The 16140-nt window shown below is 65.7% G+C and carries 14 protein-coding genes; 3 read left to right on the plus strand and 11 right to left on the minus strand.

The genetic code is table 11. The annotated features are described in order from the left end of the window. Positions 1–2: 2 nt before the first annotated feature. The 10 genes from murD to dinB all read right to left on the minus strand — a co-directional run bounded on the left by murD (position 3) and on the right by dinB (position 12335). Positions 3–1550, minus strand: a complete 1548-nt coding sequence (gene murD / locus J1902_RS11040; protein WP_242701891.1) for a UDP-N-acetylmuramoyl-L-alanine--D-glutamate ligase — start codon at positions 1548–1550, stop codon at positions 3–5. 17 nt (positions 1551–1567) lie between these two features. Then, on the minus strand, positions 1568–2677 hold the full coding sequence (gene mraY, locus J1902_RS11045) for a phospho-N-acetylmuramoyl-pentapeptide-transferase (RefSeq protein WP_207616311.1): 1110 nt from the start codon (positions 2675–2677) through the stop codon (positions 1568–1570). Then, entirely contained in the window at positions 2674–4188 is a 1515-nt protein-coding gene (locus tag J1902_RS11050; RefSeq protein WP_207616312.1) for a UDP-N-acetylmuramoyl-tripeptide--D-alanyl-D-alanine ligase, read from the minus strand. The genes mraY and J1902_RS11050 overlap by 4 nt, the downstream gene beginning before the upstream one ends. 6 nt (positions 4189–4194) lie before the next feature. Continuing rightward, a complete protein-coding gene (locus J1902_RS11055; RefSeq protein ID WP_242701892.1) occupies positions 4195–5841 on the minus strand; it encodes a UDP-N-acetylmuramoyl-L-alanyl-D-glutamate--2,6-diaminopimelate ligase in 1647 nt (548 codons plus the stop codon). A gap of 105 nt (positions 5842–5946) precedes the next feature. After that, positions 5947–7743 (minus strand): peptidoglycan D,D-transpeptidase FtsI family protein, encoded by a 1797-nt coding sequence (locus J1902_RS11060; RefSeq protein ID WP_207616314.1) that lies wholly within the window; start codon positions 7741–7743, stop codon positions 5947–5949. 59 nt (positions 7744–7802) lie between these two features. Next, entirely contained in the window at positions 7803–8507 is a 705-nt protein-coding gene (gene ftsL / locus J1902_RS11065; RefSeq protein WP_207616315.1) for a cell division protein FtsL, read from the minus strand. Next, complete coding sequence (rsmH, locus tag J1902_RS11070; RefSeq protein WP_207616316.1) at positions 8504–9502, minus strand: 16S rRNA (cytosine(1402)-N(4))-methyltransferase RsmH; 999 nt, start codon at positions 9500–9502, stop codon at positions 8504–8506. The genes ftsL and rsmH overlap by 4 nt, the downstream gene beginning before the upstream one ends. A 177-nt stretch (positions 9503–9679) precedes the next feature. Next, positions 9680–10111 carry a division/cell wall cluster transcriptional repressor MraZ gene (gene mraZ, locus J1902_RS11075; RefSeq protein ID WP_207616367.1) on the minus strand — a complete coding sequence of 144 codons (432 nt, stop codon included), beginning with the start codon at positions 10109–10111 and terminating at the stop codon, positions 9680–9682. 354 nt (positions 10112–10465) lie between these two features. Next, positions 10466–10834, minus strand: coding sequence for an SCO2097 family morphological protein (locus tag J1902_RS11080; RefSeq protein ID WP_207616317.1), 369 nt, complete (start codon positions 10832–10834; stop codon positions 10466–10468). Positions 10835–11063: 229 nt separating this feature from the next. Further along, positions 11064–12335, minus strand: a complete 1272-nt coding sequence (gene dinB / locus J1902_RS11085; protein WP_372434472.1) for a DNA polymerase IV — start codon at positions 12333–12335, stop codon at positions 11064–11066. Between the two features lie 112 nt (positions 12336–12447). Here dinB and J1902_RS11090 point away from each other — a divergent pair, with 112 nt between their 5' ends. Then, complete coding sequence (locus J1902_RS11090) at positions 12448–12960, plus strand: hypothetical protein (protein ID WP_307794431.1); 513 nt, start codon at positions 12448–12450, stop codon at positions 12958–12960. Continuing rightward, complete coding sequence (locus J1902_RS11095; protein WP_207616319.1) at positions 12957–14051, plus strand: polyprenyl synthetase family protein; 1095 nt, start codon at positions 12957–12959, stop codon at positions 14049–14051. The genes J1902_RS11090 and J1902_RS11095 overlap by 4 nt, the downstream gene beginning before the upstream one ends. Positions 14052–14112: 61 nt before the next feature. Here J1902_RS11095 and J1902_RS11100 read toward each other — a convergent pair whose 3' ends face one another. Further along, positions 14113–14466 carry an Rv2175c family DNA-binding protein gene (locus J1902_RS11100; protein WP_207616320.1) on the minus strand — a complete coding sequence of 118 codons (354 nt, stop codon included), beginning with the start codon at positions 14464–14466 and terminating at the stop codon, positions 14113–14115. A gap of 293 nt (positions 14467–14759) precedes the next feature. Here J1902_RS11100 and J1902_RS11105 point away from each other — a divergent pair, with 293 nt between their 5' ends. After that, the gene (locus J1902_RS11105; protein WP_372434476.1) at positions 14760–16139 is read left to right on the plus strand and encodes a LysM peptidoglycan-binding domain-containing protein; all 1380 of its coding nucleotides are present in this window, start codon (positions 14760–14762) and stop codon (positions 16137–16139) included. The last annotated feature ends 1 nt before the right edge of the window (position 16140 follow it).

Genomic DNA, 16140 nt, shown 5'->3' on the forward strand with positions numbered 1-16140 from the left:
TGCTACTCCTCGGTGGCCTGTGCCTGCCCTTCCACGAGCTCGCGAACTGCCTGGATGAAAGCGTCGCCACGGTGAGCGTAGGAAGAGAACTGATCCATGGATGCAGCCGCGGGGGCCATGAGCACGGTGTCACCGGAAACTGCCACTTCCGCCGCAGAGGCAACGGCCTGGGCCATCACGGTGTCGCCGAAGATCGGCGAAGCGGCGGCTCCAGCGGTCTGCACCTTTTCAGTGTCGCCCTTGGGCTGGCCGATCACCGGGACATCCGGTGCGTGTCGCTGCAGGGAGGCTTCGAGGTCTGCGGTATCGGTGCCGATCAGCACCACGGCCTTGAGCCGGGGCGCGTGCTCCTTGACGAGTTCGTCGTAGTTGACGCCCTTGGACAGTCCGCCCGCGATCCACACAACGTTCTGGAAGGCAGACAGTGCGGCCGAGGCTGCGTGCGGGTTGGTCGCTTTGGAGTCGTTGACCCACAGCACGCCGTTTTGCTTGGCAACGGGCTGGATCCGGTGGTCCCCGGGCAGGTAGTTGAGCAGGCCCTGCCGGACGGCTGCCGGTTCAACACCGTAGGCGCGGACCAGTGCGGCCGCGGCGAGTGCGTTGGCCACCATGTGGCGCGGTGCCACCGGGCCAAGGTCCGCCATCGAGGCGAGTTCCGCGGCCGAGTCCTTGCGTTCGGCGATGAACGCGCGGTCGACCAGGAGTCCTTCGACCACGCCCAGCATGCTGACCGCCGGGGTCAGCGTGGTGAAACCGATCGCACGGCAGCCTTCGACGACGTCGGCGTCTTCCACCATCCGCTCGGTCTCGATCTGCTCGGCATTGAAAATGGCGGCCTTTTGCGTGTTCCCGTAGACCTTGGCTTTGTCGGCCAGGTAGGAGGTGTAAGAGCCGTGCCAATCCACGTGGTCCTCGGCGACATTGAGGCACACGCTGGCCACCGGGGACAGCGAGTGGCTCCAGTGCAGCTGGAAGCTGGAGAGTTCCACTGCGAAGGCGTCGTATTCCACGGGATCGCGGAGGGCGTCCAGAATGGGTGTGCCCACATTCCCGACGGCAATGGCCTTGAGTCCTGCGGCTTGGAGCATGGATTCGGTCATGCCAACGGTGGTGGTCTTGCCGTTGGTGCCCGTAATGGCGAGCCAGTCCGCCGTCTTGCGTCCCTTGCGTTCCCGCAGGCGCCATGCCAGCTCGACGTCGCCCCACACCGGGATGTGCTTGCGCTTGGCGGCTGCCAGCAGGGCCTGGTCCGGGCGCCAGCCCGGCGAGGTCACCACGAGCTCGGGCAGCGTGCCCTCCACTAAGGGAAGGGAGTCCACGGCGTCTTGGCCGAGCAGGACATCCACGGCCCCGACGATCTTCAGGGTGTCCGCCTGCGCTGCGGCCTTGGCCGTGGTGGCGGCGTCCACCACCACCACTTTGGCGCCGAGTTCGATCAGGGTGTCGGCGGCCGCGAAGCCGGAGACTCCGATGCCGGTCACCACAACGCGCAGTCCGCTCCAGTCTGCGTCCCAGCTGGTGAGGTCCGCGAGCCGGTCATTGGCCGTCATGGATTCAGGGTTTACGTTCACAGCAGCACCACCCATTCAGCGTAGAAAATACCAAGGCCGGCGGCCACAAAGAGCCCGCAGAGGATCCAGAACCGGACCACCACGGTGATCTCGGCCCAGCCCTTGAGCTCGAAATGGTGCTGCAGCGGCGCCATTTTGAAGAATCGTTTACCGCCGGTCATCTTGAAGTAGCCCACCTGGATGATGACCGAGAGCGTGATGAGCACGAAGAGCCCGCCGATGATGCCGAGCAGGAGTTCCGTGCGGGACAGGATAGCGAAGGCGGCCACAGCGCCGCCGATGGCCAAGGAGCCGGTGTCGCCCATGAAGATCTTTGCCGGAGAGGTGTTCCACCACAGGAAGCCCACCAAGGCGGCACTGAGGATGGCTGCCAGCAGGGCCAGGTCCAGGGGGTCGCGGACCGTGTAGCAGCCGCTGCCCGCCTCCCGCGGCGAACCGCAGGCCTGGTTGTTCTGCCAGATCCCTATGAGCGTGTAGGCGCCGAAGACCATGATGGATGCCCCCGCGGCCAGGCCGTCCAGGCCGTCGGTCAGGTTCACGCCGTTGGTGGCCGCGGTGATGATCAGGTTGGACCAGACAACAAACAGGATCGCGCCCAGCACTGTTCCGCCGAATGCGAGATCCAGCCATTGGATATCCCGGACCAGGGAAATCTGGGTGGAAGCTGGCGTGACGTCGTCCGCGTCCGGGAACTGGAGGACCAGCACCGCAAAAACAATGCCGACGGCGGCCTGGAGGATCAGTTTCCATTTGGCGTTCAGGCCTAGGCTGCGTTTGTTGCTGATCTTGATGAAGTCATCGAGGAAGCCCACGAACCCCATGCCCACCATCAGGAAAAGCAGGAGGAGTCCGGACGCGGAAGGGCCCGGGGAGCGCGGATTCATCATCCACATGATCAGGTGCGTCAGCCCGTAGCTGATCAGCACGGCGAGCACCACCACGGCGCCGCCCATGGTGGGGGTTCCACGCTTGGTGTGGTGCGAGGTGGGCCCGTCATCGCGGATGAACTGGCCATAGCTTTTCGCAACGAGGAAACGGATGAAGAGCGGTGTGCCGATCAGCGACACAAGGAGAGCGACGCCTGCGCCGACCAGAAGTGCAATCACAGCAGCTCTTTCCCTTCAGTTGCGGCAGCTTCGGCCGCGAGTTCCCCTGTCGCCTTGGCTTGTGGGGGTAATGCTATCCGATCGCCCAAATGCCGGAGCCCCACTCCGTTCGACGATTTGAAAAGGACCAGGTCGCCGGGCTGGAGCTCGGCCTGCAGGAGCTCGTAGGCCTCGTCCAGGGTCTCCGTGAAACTGCATTCATCGCCCCACGATCCTTCCTGGATCGCGGAAATGTACAGGGAGCGGGCGGGACGGCCCACCACTACCAGCCGGGAAATGTTCAGGCGCACCACCTGGGTGCCCACGGCGGTGTGTTCGCGGATGGAGTCCTCGCCGAGTTCCAGCATGGCCCCGAGCACGGCCCAGGTGCGCCGGCCCTGGCCAAGGTCGGCCAGGGTGCGCAGGGCGGCGCGCATCGATTCCGGGTTCGCGTTGTACGCATCGTTGATGATGGTGACGCCATCGGCCCGTTCGGTGCGTTCCATCCGCCAGCGGCTGGCGGCTGCCTGCCCGCTGAGGGACTCTGCGATGTCCGACGCCGGGATGCCGGCGGCGGATGCCGCGGCCGCCGCCGCGAGGAGGTTGGTGACGTGGTGGGCACCGATCAGCCGGCTCGCCACCGGAACGGCGGGTCCGCCGTCGGGCAGCACGAGGTCAAAGCAGGGGTGGCCCCCGGCGTTGACCGTCACATTGCGGGCCTGGACTGTCGCCTGGACCGCGGCACCAGCATCGGCATCGGCGGAGGGGTCGGCGCTGAACCCCAGGACCTTGGCCGTGGTGCGCGGCCGCATGGCGGCGACGCGGGAATCGTCAAGGTTGATGATCGCCGTTCCGGACGCCGGCAGTGCCTCCAGGAGCTCGCCCTTGGCCTTCGCGATGTTGTCCACGCCGCCGAACTCACCGGCATGGGCGGTGCCCACTCCGAGGACCACGCCGATTTCCGGGCGCACCATGCCCGCCAAGTAGCTGATGTGGCCCACGCCCGTTGCGCCCATTTCGATGACGAGGTAGCGGGTGTCGGCCGTGGCTTCGAAGACGGTCAGGGGCACGCCGACTTCACCGTTGTAGGAGCCCTGCGGCGCCACGGTGGACCCGGCCCGGGACAGGATCCCTGCGAGCAGGTCCTTTGTGGTGGTCTTGCCGGCCGAGCCGGTGATGCCGATGACGGTGAAGTCCTCGCCGCGCTGTGCGCGGATGGCCCGGATGCGGCGGACCGATTCGGCGGCCAGTGCGCCCATGGCCGCAACGGCGTCGTCAACGACGACGGCGGGGTACGGCTGTCCGTCCTCGCCGAGGACCTCGCGTTCGCTTAGGGTCAGTACCGCGCCGCGGCTGAAGGCAGCGCCGATGTAGTCGTGGCCGTCGGCGTGCTCACCGGGCTTCGCGACGTACAGCGAGCCGGCGGTTGCTTCCCGGGAATCGGTAACAACGGAGACCGGCGCAATGTCCGAATCCCCCGTCAGGCGGCCATGGGTGATGTCGGCGATTTCCGCCGCAGTAAGTGCAATCATCTCGGTTCAGGACTCTATCCGGTGGTCCGTGGAAACGCTGAATCCCTTGGCTGCCAAGGCGGCCCTGAGTTCAACACGGTCATCAAGGGCCAGGTTGACGCCCTTCACTTCTTGCCAGACTTCGTGGCCACGGCCCGCAACCAGGATGGTGTCCCTGGCGGTGGCCGTGTCCACGGCCTGGCGGATGGCGGCGTCCCTCGGGTAGGCCTCAAGGATTTCGCAGCCCAGCTTCTCGGCGTCGCGCGCGGCGTACGCGCCCGCCAGGACGTCGGCACGGATGGCGGCGGCGTCCTCGTCGTGGGGGTCGTCGTCACTGACGATCACGACGTCGGCCAGGCGGGCCGCGATGGCACCCATCGTGGGGCGTTTGCCTTGATCGCGCTGCCCCGTGGCACCGAAGACGACGATGACCTTGGAGCCGGGTTCCGGGGAACGGACGGCCTCCAGGGCACGCGCCAGGGCATCCGGGTTGTGGGCAAAGTCAACAACCGAGGCCGGTGCGTTGGAGATCAGCTGCATGCGGCCGGGAACGGCCACGGTGAACGGGTCGTGTTCGTCCAGGGCTGCCTGCAGGGTATCGGCTTCAACCCCAGTGGCCAGGACCATGATGGCGGCCAAGGCGGCGTTGGCCACATTGAAGTCGCCGGGCAGGCCGGTGTGAAGGCGGATGACGCGCCCGTCCCTGCTCCTGAGTTCGAAGTCGGCGCCGAGGCCGCGGGCGGCCACCGCGGCGACCGCCCAGTCCGCGATGGCGTCCGGGCCGTTCGTGGCAAGCGTCGTGACCGGGATCCCGGCCTCCGCGGCCAACTGCCGGCCCCAGGCGTCGTCCACCGTGACCACGGCCTGGCGGGCCCTGCCGGCCGTGAACAGCTCGGCTTTGGTCCGGAAGTACTCCTCCATGCTGCCGTGCAGGTCCAGGTGGTCCTGGGTCAGGTTGGTGAAGCCCACGACGTCGAAGACCACACCGTCCACGCGGTGGAAGGACACCGCGTGCGAGGAAACCTCCATGGAGGCCGCTTCCAGGCCGCGTTCGCGCATGAGGGCCAGGAGCGCGTGGACATCGGTGGATTCGGGGGTGGTCAGCAGGCTGGGAATGGGTTCCGCGCCGGCGAGGATCTCGATGGTGCCGATGAGCCCGGGCGTCTTGCCCAGGGCCCGCAGCAGGGAATTGATGAAGTATGTGGTGGTGGTCTTCCCATTGGTGCCCGTGACGCCCAGGAGCGTGGGGAACGCGCCGTCGGCGGGCTGGCTGCGGTAGATCAGGGCTGCGAGCGGCCCCACTGCCGTCCGCGGCGTCCCGACGACCAAGACGGGAACGGCAAGGTCGCCGGACATCGCGAGCTGGCGGGCTCCGGCGTCGTCCGTCACCACGGCCACGGCACCGGCATCGACGGCCTGGCGGGCGAAGTCCGCGCCGTGCCGGGAGGCACCGGGCAGTGCCATGTACAGATCCCCCGGCTCAACGGTGCGCGAGTTCAGCGAGATGCCGGTGACACCGGCATTCCAGGAGCCTGCCGGCAGGGCAACGCCGAGCTCTTCCGCGATGGTTCCAAGCGGCACGGCTGCCACGAAGGCAGGGCGGAACCCCGTGGTGCCCGCGGCCGGCCCGCCGCTGGGGGCAGGGGTGGAAGCGGCCTGGTTCTGCTCTGACAAATCGTTCTCCGTTGGTGCTCGTGGAACTGGCGGCCCGGAGGCCAATGGCGCCCGGTCCGGCATGGGGTGGATCGTGTTTTTGGCCGATACGGACGCCCAAAAAGCTTACTTGACGAACTGGGGCAGCCGCACCGGGGTCCCTGTTGACGGGGCAACGTTGTACGTCCTCAGCACCTGGCTCATGACCGAGCGGAAGACCGGTCCGTTGGTGATTCCGTAGATGCTCCCCTTGGGCCGCTGCAGGACGACCTCAACGATGAAGCGCGGATCATCCATCGGGGCCATGCCCACCATGGAGGCCGTGTAACCGTCGAAACCGGGCAGCCCGTCCTCGCGCGGCGCCTCCGAGGTGCCGGTCTTGGCACCCACCCGGTAGCCGTCGATCGCGGCGTCCTTGATCTGCCCCTCCGTGACGGCACTTTCCAGGATGTCCCGGACCTGCTGCGCGGTCTCCTTGGACACCACGGTGCGGGGTTCCTTGGCCGGCACTTTCTCCTCCGTGCCGTCGGGCTTGATGTAGCTGTCGATGAGCCGCGGCTGCAGCATGACGCCGCCGTTGGCGATGCTCTGGTAGGCCCGCACCGTCTGCAGTGTTGACTGCGAGACGCCCTGGCCGAACAGCACCGTGTACTGCTGGCGGTCGTCCCATTTGTCGGGGGTGGCAAGGATGCCCGTGGCCTCGGAAGGAAGGCCGATCTCCGGGGCTTCGCCGATGCCGAAGCGCCGGAGCCAGTCGTAGCGCTGCTCCTTGCTCAGGCGACTGCCCACCATCACGGTGCCGGTGTTCATGGACCAGCCCAGGATGCCGGCCAGGGTGCGTTCTTCCGTGCCGTGTTCAAAGGAGTCCGTGAACTGCTGCCCGTCGATCACCAGCGACGGCGGAATGGTGAACTTGTCCAGCGGGCTGGACTTTCCCTCCTCGATGGCTGCCGCGGCCGTCATCATCTTTTCCACGGACCCAGGCTCATAGGCTGCCGTCACGGCACGGACGCCGCGGTCCTTTGCCTCGACGCCGCCGGGGTTGTTGGGGTCCGGGGCATTGGTGTCGGCCAGCGCGATCAGGTTGCCGGTCTTGATGTCCATGACGATGATGACGCCCCACTCGGCGCTCAGCTTGTTGACCTGGCTCTGGATGGCCTGCTGGGCGAAGTACTGGATGTCCGAGTTGAGGGTGAGCTTGACGTCGGTGCCGTCCACGGCAGGGGTCAGCTCGTCGGTGGCGATGGGGATGCGGAGGCCGTCGGCACCGATCTCAAAGACCCGCTTGCCTGCCGTGCCGCGCAGGAGTTCGTCCTGGGTCTGCTCGATGCCGGCCTGGCCGGTGGTGCCGTCCTTCAGGAAACCGACCACCCCGCCTGCCACGCTGCCGTTGGGGTAGACCCGCTTGCTGATGCCTTCGGAGCCGACGCCCGGGATTCCGAGCTCGATGATCCTGGCTTCCAGCTCGGGCTTCACATCCCTGGCCACGATGAAGTATTTCTTGTCGCCGGTCAGCAGTTCCTTGAGTTTCGGAGGTTCCATGCCCAGCGCGCTGGCCAGTTCGACGATTCCCTGATCGCGCGAGATGGTGTCCACTTCTTCGGTAGCCCGGTTGTAGCGCCTGAAGGAGTCCTTTTCGCCGTTCTGAACTTGGTCCACCACGATGTTGTAGCGGAGGACGCTGTTGGCGAGCACCGTGCCGTTGGCGTCGATGATCCGGCCGCGCTCCGCCGGAAGGGTGGTGGCGGTCAGACGCTTGTTGAAGGCGGCTTCGGCCATGCCTCCCACGTCCAGGCCCTGGACCATGAAGAGCTTCCCGCCCACCACGAGCAGCAGGGTCAACATGATGCCCAATCCGATGCGCAGGCGTTTCTTCGCCGCCGGCACCTTGCCTGATGTTGATTTGCCGGGGGTGTGCGCCACGTTGATTCCTTGCTGCTGGCCCTGCGTCAGTGAACTGTTGGCTGTCGGTGAACCGTTGGCTACCGCCCGGGGGTCTTCTGCTGCGGGACAGGTACGGAGCCGCCGTTAAGGTCCGCGGCCGGGGCTGCCGGGACTGCCGGCGTGGCCGGCGTGGCCGCATGAGCGGCCGGCGTGGCCGGTGTGGCCGGTGTGGCCGCATGAGCGGCCGGTGCCGGGGGCCGGTGGTTTTCCAAGGGACCCTTGGTGCTTGCCGGCGGCACGACGTCGAGTTGGCCCGCGACGGCCGGGGCCGCAAGGACCGCGCCGGGGTTGTCGCCCTTGACTGCCGGAGTCGCCTTTCCGGTGACTGTCATGGTGTCCAGGTCGATCTGGCCTTTGACGGTCGATGCCACCATTCCCAGCTCGGCGGCCTTGGCAGCCAGATTCTGCGGAGCCTCGAAGTTCTGCTTCTTCTGTGTGAGGTCCTGGTTCTGCTTGCCCAGCGTGGCCGCATCGGCCTTGAGCTGCACAAGTTCGTACTGCGCCGTGGAGACGGAGATGTTCAGCACGAGGACCGTCAGGAGTGCGGCGGCGAGGACGGTGAAGCACAGCACCACGAACGGGGCGCGGCGCTTGCCCGGCATGCTGCGCACGAGGGACAGCGGCGTACGGGACTTCCGTCCGGCGTCGAGCCCTTTGGTCTCCGGCCGTATACCGCGTGCCGGCAGGGCCCGGGCGGTGTTGCCGTCCACAGAGGGCAGGGTCTTCGCTGCTGCGCTGCTCATGCGTCTCTCCTCGGTTTGATGCGCTCCACGGCCCGCAGGCGGGCAGACGCCGCGCGGGAGTTTTCGGCGATTTCCGCTGCCGTGGGCACTTCGGTGCCCTTGGTAACGGTCTTCAGTTCCGGTTTGTGTTCCTCCAGCTCCACGGGGAAGCCCAACGGGGCGGAGGATTTGGAACCGGACTGGAAGACGGACTTCACGATCTTGTCCTCCAGCGAGTGATAGGACATCACTACGATGCGGCCGCCCATCGCGAGAGCTGCGACGGCGGCGGGAACGGCCCGTTCAAGAACGTCCAGTTCCTCGTTGACCTCAATCCGGAGTGCCTGGAAGGTTCGCTTGGCCGGGTGTCCGCCGCTCTTGGCCGCCGCGGCAGGGACCACGCTGCGGATCTGTTCCACGAGCTCCCCCGTGGTGGCGAAGGGCTCGACCGCGCGGGCGGCCACAATGCGGTTGGCGATGCGGCCGGCGAACTTCTCTTCACCCCACTTGCGGATGATACGGACCAGTTCTTCCTCGCTGTAGTTGTTGACAACGTCGGCGGCGGTCTGCCCCTGGCTCGTGTCCATCCGCATGTCCAGTGGCGCGTCGTAGGAGTAGGCGAACCCGCGCTCCCGCTCATCCAGCTGCAAGGAGGAGACACCCAGGTCCATGAGGATGCCGTGGACTTCCGGCACACCGAGGTCCTCCAAGACGTCGGCGATCTCGTCGTACACGGCGTGGACCAGGTCGATGCGGTCCGAGAAGGGCTCCAGCCGCGCTCCTGCCAGAGCCAGGGCCTCCTCATCCCGGTCGATGCCGATGAGGTGCAGATCGGGGTAGCGCTGCAGCATGGCTTCGGAGTGGCCGCCCATGCCGAGCGTCGCATCGATGACCACAGGCGTTTCGCCGCGGCTGCGTGCCGCTTCGAAACCGGGCGCCAGCAGGTTGATGCAGCGGTCCTTCAGGACGGGCACGTGCCGCTCCGATGTGGGCTTTGCCGCGTCCTGATCTTCCACACTGCCTCCTCATTCCTCAGTCGTTCGCTGCGGGCCTGCACTGATTGCTTCTTAAACCGGATCCCCATCCGCGCCTGTCTTCCGGTCCGCCTGGCTCCGGGGAAGGTGAGCCAGGAAAACGTTCCGATGGGCGGCTGGAGGTCCCGTCCAAGAAGCGGGGCTGCCGCCCCATTGCCCCTAGATGAATCCAGGGACGGTGTCGTCATCGGTCTCCGAGAAAGCGGCTTCCTTCTCGGCGAGGTACTCCTCCCAAGCCTGGGCGTCCCAGATCTCTGCACGGGTTCCGGCGCCAATGACCGCCAGTTCCCTGCCGAGCCCTGCATACGACCGGAGCGCCAGCGGAATCGTCACGCGCCCCTGCTTGTCAGGTACTTCGTCAGAGGCTCCAGAGAGGAACACCCGGATGTAGTCGCGAGCCTGCTTGGAGGAAATTGGCGCCTCCCGCATGGACTCGTGAATACGCTCGAATTCCCGCTGACTGAAGACGTAGATGCAGCGCTCCTGGCCTCGCGTGAGAACCAGGCCCTCGGCAAGTTCCTCGCGGAACTTCGCAGGAAGGATAATCCGGCCTTTTTCATCAAGACGCGGCGAATGGGTTCCGAGAAACATCGCCACCCCCGCCTGCCTTCAGGTACCGTTCCAGCCCCAGCACTGCCACTACCCTCTTACGCGCTCCACTTTACTCCACAACACTCCCCCGTCAACGCAAGCGGGCGTGTTTCTCCACCACTTTGAGTTTCGATCGCCCCGGGAACGCAGGGAACCATGGCTGTGGGGAGAAGCGGAGGGCAAATGGCCCTTAAACGCGAAAGACCCGCAGGGCGGGTCTATTTCACACATGGCCTGGCACTCCGGGTACAAAGTGGAGGGGCGCCCAAAGGCTGCCAGGTCAGGTGGCAGCAACATCGGGCACCTGATCTCTCGGGATGCCTGCGCCGCCTGATTTATCAGGAGTCGCCTGGATCAGGTGTCGTCGCGGCGGCGTTCGTCCCAGCGCTCTTCGAGGCTGCTCATGAATGAACTCTTCGATTTGCCGGTCTTGCGGTTGCGCGCTCCGGCTTTGCCGAAGGCTGCGCCACGCATTGTTGCAAAGTAGACGCCGGCCCCCATGACGACGAATCCGAGGACGCCCAAGGCGATGAGCTGCGTCGTCACGCCGATAAGGAGCAGAAGAATGCCGACGATGGCACCCAAGACTCCGATGATGACGTGCCGGGTTGACCAACTACGGATGGGGTCAGACCCCATTGAATTGGCAAACTTCGGATCGTCCTCGTGAAGCTGCTTTTCGAGCTGCTCAAGCAGCTTCTGTTCATGCTCCGAGAGGGGCATCACGACCTCCTTAAGTCGGCCAGCATCTGGACGCGTTCGCGGCCTGTGCGCCTGTTCCCAAAACGGATGGGCCTCCCGTATTGTTCCCAGAATCCTGGGGGAATTTCAGGTACATCCGAGCGACCCACAGCCAAGGGACAGTTTGTCCAGACGTTTTAAATCTCTGTACATCTAGGATAGTTTGTCGCGGCCTGTTCTGAAAGACGACGACAGGCCGCGGCCATGCCATTCAGTCATTCTCCGGCAGTTTGTGACCTTTACCCTGCTCCAGCAAGCTGGCGGGAAGCAGCGTCTTCGAACCGAAGCGCTCGGAAACCCTGTCCAGGGCCTGCTCCGCCGCACGCCAGTTGTCGTCCCGGCGGTCCAGGCTCAGCTGGAGTGAGGTCTGATCAGCCGGCTCCAATTGCTCCGCCCGGACGCCCACCAGCCTCACGGTCATGGGCCGGTTCCCCAGCGAATCAAGAAGCTGGACCACCACCTGGTAGATCAGCTGTGCGCTGTCGACGGGAGTCTGCACCGTCCGGCTGCGCGTCACGGTGGAGAAATCCGCATAGCGGAGCTTCAACGCAATGGTCCGCGCCAGCATCCCGGCCGCGCGGAGCCTGGAAGCGGTCCGGTGTGACAGCCTCAGGAGCTCACGGTGCAGCAACGCAGCATCGGCCGTATCCACGGCGAAGGTTTCCTCGGAACCGATGCTCTTCTCCAGGCGCGTTTGCGTCACGGGGCGGGGGTCTATCCCCCACGCAAGCTGGTACACATGCTCCCCGCTGGCTCCGAGCATCTTTTTCAACGAGGCCACAGGCGTGGCAGCGACATCGGCCACGGTGCGGATGCCGAGGCGGGCAAGGGCTTCTTCCGTCTTGCCGCCGACTCCCCACAGCGCATTGACGGGGAGGCTGTGCAGATACGGGACCGTCTGCCCGGCGTCGATGAGCAGCAGACCGTCCGGCTTGCAACGCGTGGATGCGATCTTGGCCACAAATTTGCTCGCCGCAATCCCTACTGAGGCGGTGATGCCCAATTCCGCCGCCACGCGGCGCCGTATCAGTTTGCCGATTTCGAGCGGCGGTCCCAGCCGGCGGATCGCGCCGCCAACGCCTAGGAATGCTTCATCGACGCTTATTGGTTCCACCAGATCGGTGATGGATCCGAAAATATCCATCACCTGGCCTGAAACCTCATAGTACAGCTTGTGCCTGGGGTTGATCACCACTGCGGTGGGACTCATCCGCATGGCCACAGCCATGGGCATGGCAGATTTGACGCCCAACGCCCTCGCCTCATAGGAGGCCGACAGAACCACGGAACGCTCCGCAGGGAAGCCGACGATGACGGGCTTGCCCCGGAGTTCGGGACGGCTGCGCAGTTCGACCGAGACAAAGAACGCGTCCATGTCCACATGCATGATGCTGGCGCGCCGGAGTTCCCGCAGCGCCTCATCGGGGCCGCGGGCGGGGTCTGGGGCGGCGCTGGGGGCACCGCCGGATGTCTCCGGCCTCACACCGGCAATACTATGCCGGGGCACTGACTAAACTAGAGGCACAATCCGGCGTCACCCCAGGAGGGAAATCCCTGTGAAGCTCTTTGGAAGGCCTCGTCCGCAAGGACTGGCCGTGCTCGCCGTCGGCGTTGCCGTGGCCGTCTCGGCCTGCTCGCCCGCCGCGCCGGGCGGCTCCGCCACGTCGCCGTCGACGGCGTCCGTCACGACGGCGGCCCCGTCGCCGTCGGCCTCGCAGCCCTCGGGACAGCCGGCAGCGACTCCCAGCGCGCCGGTTGCCGGCGCCACCGCCGCAGTGGGCGAACTCGTGGCCGGCTTTCCGCAACAGCTGATCCCCCTCATCCCGGGTGTAACCGTCCAGTCAAGCAGCTACGACAAGAATTCGTCCCCGGCGTCGGCGGCCTTGGTTGGACGCGTCCAGGGCACCGCGTCGGCAGTCGCAGCCTTCTACACGAAGGCCTTCGAGGACCAGGGATTCAAGGCCATTCCAGGTGATGCGGTGGGTGATGTCACCACCAAGGACTTCCTTCGCGGCGACATTGAAACCGTGAACGTTTCCATCACGGAAATAGACGGCATGGCGACATTCACCATCGGCGCCAACGTGAGCGGAGGATCCATCAAGTGACGCCGTTCCAGCAACTCCGCGAGGAGCAGGAGCTGTTCATCGGCGGCGTCGCCGGCCAGCTCTACGGATTCCTGGCCGGCCAGGAGGCCATCATGGCCGGGATTTCTCCGGATGTGGCTCCGCTCATGGGCTCCATCTCAAATCTGGTCACCGGCGGCAAGCGGCTCCGGGCACTGATGTGCTACTGGGGCTGGCGGGGGGCTGGAGGCAGTGCAGGCCATGCGGACGTCGTGACTGCCGGATGTGCCCTTGAATTGTTCCAGGCTGCAGCACTCATCCACGACGACATCATCGACCGCTCCGACACGCGCCGCGGAGGACCCAGTGTCCACCGGCGGTTCAGCCTGCTTCATGAGAGCGAAGGCTGGGCGCTGGACAGCGAACGGTTCGGCCATGCCGCAGCAATTCTGACGGGAGACCTCTGCCTTTCCTTCAGCGAGGAGTCCTTCACGCAGATCGGCAGCCGCGCGGCCTCGGGTACCGAGGCCCGGCGCATCTTCAACCTCATGCGGGCAGAGGTCATGGCCGGACAGTACCTGGACATCCTCGAGGAAGTGGCCGGCCCGGTCCGGGACCGCGCCGGCGCAGTGCAGCGCGCAAAGTCGATCATTCGCTACAAGTCGGCAAAGTATTCGATGGAGCATCCGCTGGCCCTCGGCGGCGCCCTGGCCGGCGCGGACGAGGAACTTCTGCGGAATTATTCGGCGTTCTCCCTGCCGCTGGGCGAGGCGTTCCAGATGCGGGACGACGTCCTCGGGGTCTTCGGCGACCCGGACACCACCGGCAAACCTGCCGGAGATGACCTCCGCGAAGGAAAGCGGACCGTACTGGTCAATCTGGCGATCGAGAAGGCCCCTGCCCCGGAATCGGAATACATTGACCGCATGCTGGGCCGGCAGGACCTGGGCGAGGCCGAGGTAGCGGAAATCCGACGCATCATCGTCGAATGCGGGGCCCTTGAGGCTGCGGAGTCGCTGATCGACGGACTCAGCGATACGGCATTTGAGGCCCTTGAGCGGCTGCCGCTGGACGAATTGCCCCTGACTGCCTTGCGGCAACTCGCCGAGGCAGCAATCAGCCGGGCTGCCTGACCCTCTTGGCGGCGGCAGATCACTGCCGCCGCCAAGAGTCTCTATAGCTTGATGGCTTGGACTACCAGGCCAGGGACTGGGCGCGGCGTCGGATTTCGGTCTTGCGACCTTCCCGCAGGGCGTCCACCGGACGGCCCCGGAGCGACTCATCCGGGGTGAAGAGCCACACAATAAGCTCCTCATCCGTGTAGCCGGCATCGCTCAGGACGGCGATGGTGCCCTTGAGGCTGTCCACCACATGACCGTCCTGGATAAACAGGGCTGGAACAGAACGGATGTTCCGCTCTCCCCGCCTGATGGCCACAAGCGCACGCTCATCCAGCAGTCCATGGACTTTCGTGATGGAAACTTCCAGCAGCTCGGCGATATCGGGCAGCGGCAGCCAATCAGAAACAAGGCTTTCTACATTACTCACGCATCAAGGTTGCCACGGCGGCCCGCTCCGCGCCTAGCCGGCGCCGCACCGGACTTTCCCGGAGCCAGCAAGGGGCAGCTTTATGCGAATAATTCCCCTGGCTGGTTACCTCAGAATTTCTTGTGCGGATTCCATAAATGTGAGAGATTCATTTTGATCACTCTTGCACCATTGCTAACTTCAGTAACATTGGCACCACTGATATCAGGAACGGCTGTCCTTCGGGACCCGCTGCCGAGATGAGGACAAATCCCATGACGACGCCCCCCCGCTCGCCAAAGAGGACCATGAGCATGCCGGCAATTGCGGCCACGACCGCCGCACTTCCCGCCGTCGTCTTGTCCTCCTTGGCCCTCGCCCAGCCGGCCACTGCGGACGCTGCATCGCAGCCCCGCAAGATCCCGACCACACTCACCGCGGCCATGAAGGCGCAAGCAACCGCGCAGACCACCAATCTCATTCCCGCATCCGCGGTACCGGCAGCCATTCCGAGTTCGCTTCGCCCCATGGCACCTGCAGTTCCCAGCAGCTACACGATCGTCCGCGGCGACACCATCAGCGCGATTGCCGGCCGCTTCGGCCTGAGCACCACGGCGGTGCTGCAGCTGAACGGCCTGGGCCCCAACACGATCATCTACCCGGGCCAGTCCATCAAGCTGGGCGGTTCCGCGGCACCGGCCGCCCCGGCCGCCCCCGCTCCTGCTCCCGCGGCACCGGCCGCTCCGCAGGCATCGGGCGGAGCCAGCTACACCGTCAAGTCCGGGGACACTCTCAGCGCCATCGCGGCCCGCCACGGGGTGTCCCTCTCCGACGTGTTCAGCTGGAACGGGCTGAACATGCGCTCCATCATCTACCCCGGCCAGAAAGTCAAGGTGGGCGCGGGCTCGGCGCCGTCGGCCCCGGCAGCGCCACAACCGGCCGTACCCGCGCCTGCACCCGCAGCTCCGGCTCCGTCCGCCCCTGCGCCAGCCCCAGCAGTGCCCGCCAGCGGCGGCTCCTACACGATCAAGCCCGGCGACACCCTGGGTGCCATCGCCGGGCGGAACGGCGTTTCACTGTCCTCGCTCCTGACGGCCAACAAGCTGTCGATGACCACCATCATCTACCCGGGCCAGAAGCTGGTCATTCCGGGCACCACCGCACTGCAGCCAGCGAGCAGCACCGCTCCGGCAGGCAGCACGGCCCCGCTGGTTCCGAGCTCATTCCTGGGCTTCACGTACCCGGCGGCTGTGGTCAGCTCCGCAAACCAGAACAAAGCGCTGCTGAACGCGTCCCCGGTTCCCAGCCGCGAGCAGATGAAGGGGATCGTGGCGGACACTGCACGGCGCATGGGCGTCAACCCTTCGCTGGCCCTGGCCTTCGCGCAGCAGGAATCGGGCTTCGACCAGCGCGCAGTCTCCCCCGCCAATGCCATCGGCACCATGCAGGTCATCCCGTCCTCCGGCGAGTGGGCGTCCGATCTGGTGGGCCGCAAGCTCAACCTCCTGGACCCCTATGACAACGCCACCGCCGGTGTCGCGATCATCCGGGCCCTTGTGGCCACCAGCAGCAGCCTGGACAATGCCATCGCCGGCTACTACCAGGGCCAGTACTCGGTCAGCAAGTACGGCATGTACGAGGACACCAAGCGTTATGTTGCCTCGGTGAAGGCTCTCCAGAAGACCTTCGGCTAGG

The sequence above is a fragment of the Arthrobacter cavernae genome (assembly GCF_017368795.1).
GTDB classification, from domain to species: domain Bacteria; phylum Actinomycetota; class Actinomycetes; order Actinomycetales; family Micrococcaceae; genus Arthrobacter; species Arthrobacter cavernae.

Excerpts from the sequence above, each read along its gene's own strand:
- murD (WP_242701891.1), bottom strand. The coding sequence starts at position 1,550 with ATGACGGCCAATGACCGGCTCGCGGACCTCACCAGCTGGGACGCAGAC.
- mraZ (WP_207616367.1), bottom strand. The coding sequence starts at position 10,111 with ATGTTTCTCGGAACCCATTCGCCGCGTCTTGATGAAAAAGGCCGGATT.
- ftsL (WP_207616315.1), bottom strand. The coding sequence starts at position 8,507 with ATGAGCAGCGCAGCAGCGAAGACCCTGCCCTCTGTGGACGGCAACACC.
- J1902_RS11080 (WP_207616317.1), bottom strand. The coding sequence starts at position 10,834 with ATGCCCCTCTCGGAGCATGAACAGAAGCTGCTTGAGCAGCTCGAAAAG.
- J1902_RS11050 (WP_207616312.1), bottom strand. The coding sequence starts at position 4,188 with ATGATTGCACTTACTGCGGCGGAAATCGCCGACATCACCCATGGCCGC.
- J1902_RS11105 (WP_372434476.1), top strand. The coding sequence starts at position 14,760 with ATGCCGGCAATTGCGGCCACGACCGCCGCACTTCCCGCCGTCGTCTTG.